We start from the raw sequence: 1,475 nt of genomic DNA, 5'->3' as shown, positions 1-1,475 counted from the left end.
GGGTTCCCTCTGCTCCGCCACCGCATCCTCCTCCAGTGATCACCGCACAGCGTTACCACCGATTACGGGACAGAGCCGCAGGCTTTACAGACCCCCTGCCGGCGACACCGCGTCCTGGGTCACCGCCGAGCAGGCCCGCGCCCTGACCACGCTCCCCGCACCGCGTCCAGCGTGCCGCCGGTACTCTTCGCGAAGATCACCGACGAGGATCTCGCCTCCTACACCGAGCGGTTCGGCGGCGACCCGGACGCGGTTCGCCTGAGCGGCGGCCCGCCGCTCAGGCGAACAGCGCCTTGGCGTCGCCCATCACCACCACCGGGTGCTGGGCGGGGTCCAGGGTGCCCAGCAGCGTCTTCATCACCGCCTTCGGCAGCGAGACGCAGCCGTGCGTGGGCCCACCGTGGTCGACGTGCAGCCAGATGCCGCCGCCGCGGGACGCGCCGAGCGGGCGGGTCCAGTCCAGTGGGGTGGTGCCGGGCTTGCGGTTGTAGTTGATCGCGATCACGTAGTCGAAGGAGTCGGCGAGCGACTCGCCGTGGAAGCCGGTGCCCGGTGACTGGAAGCCGATCGGCGCGTGGTCGTAGCTGAGTTCGGTGCCCGGGTCCGGGAACCGGCCTCCGGCGTCGGTGAGGGTGAAGACCCCGATCGGCGAGCGGAGGTCGCCGGCGTGGTGGTCGGCGCTCCAGCCGTGCAGCGCGTTGTGCGCGGGCCAGACCGGTCCCGCCGCCGTCCAGCCGGTGACCGGGTCGCGGTGGAAGAGCCGCACCCGAGACGTCGAAGAGTCGTGGCCGGCACCGGTGACGAGCACCACCTGGTCGCTGCCGGCGGGGATCTCGGAGAGGGTCTTCGGGCCGACCCCGGGCAATGTGGCCGGGGCGGGCGTGGTAGTGGGCGTGGACCGCACCGTGCGCGGCGCGTCCCGGCTGGCCGCGCCGCCGGCGCCGGCGGTGGTGGACAGCGGGCCCTGTTCCGCCAGCCGTGACGGCCGTGCGCCGGTGCCGGTCGCCGCGCCGCACCCGGCGAGCAGCGCACCGGCCGCAGTGAGGGCGACGGCGGCCAGTACGGTGCGCCCGCCACCCGTGCGGGGGCGCGGCGCGAGCAGGTCGGACGGCGTACTGCGATCGGGCACGCCGTACTCGGACGTGCCGTGCTCGGGCGCTCCGTGCTCGGACGTGCTCCGGTGGGCGGGACGTGGTGCGGGCATGGTCGGGTTCGGGCCTTTCCTCGGCGGCCGGCTCATGTGAGATCGGCCGAGTCCAGTACGTCGCGGACCTGCGTCCGTTGGGCGGCGGTGAGGTGCGCCAGGCACGGGTCTGTAAAGCCTGCGATGTAAGTGGGTTTGGTGTGGCTGGAGTTGGCCAGCGGTGAAGCGGCCGTCGAAGGCCAGGTCGAAGGCGTTCATTGCACCCTTCCAGCGCATGGTCCAGCGTTTGCGGCCGGCGCCGGTCGGGTCGAGGCTCATGACGGCCATGTAG

Annotated in this window: 1 protein-coding gene; it reads right to left on the bottom strand. The window is 72.9% G+C overall.

Annotated elements, in window-relative coordinates:
• Window positions 1–277: 277 nt before the first annotated feature.
• Window positions 278–1,204, bottom strand: a complete 927-nt coding sequence (locus LCE31_RS39585) for a L,D-transpeptidase family protein (RefSeq protein ID WP_225023125.1) — start codon at window positions 1,202–1,204, stop codon at window positions 278–280.
• Window positions 1,205–1,475: the final 271 nt, after the last annotated feature.

The sequence above is a fragment of the Streptomyces sp. 8L genome, assembly GCF_020176795.1.
Lineage (GTDB): Bacteria > Actinomycetota > Actinomycetes > Streptomycetales > Streptomycetaceae > Streptomyces.
Note: the sequence above shows the minus strand (reverse complement) of the source record. Positions and strands in the feature narration are given on the sequence as shown.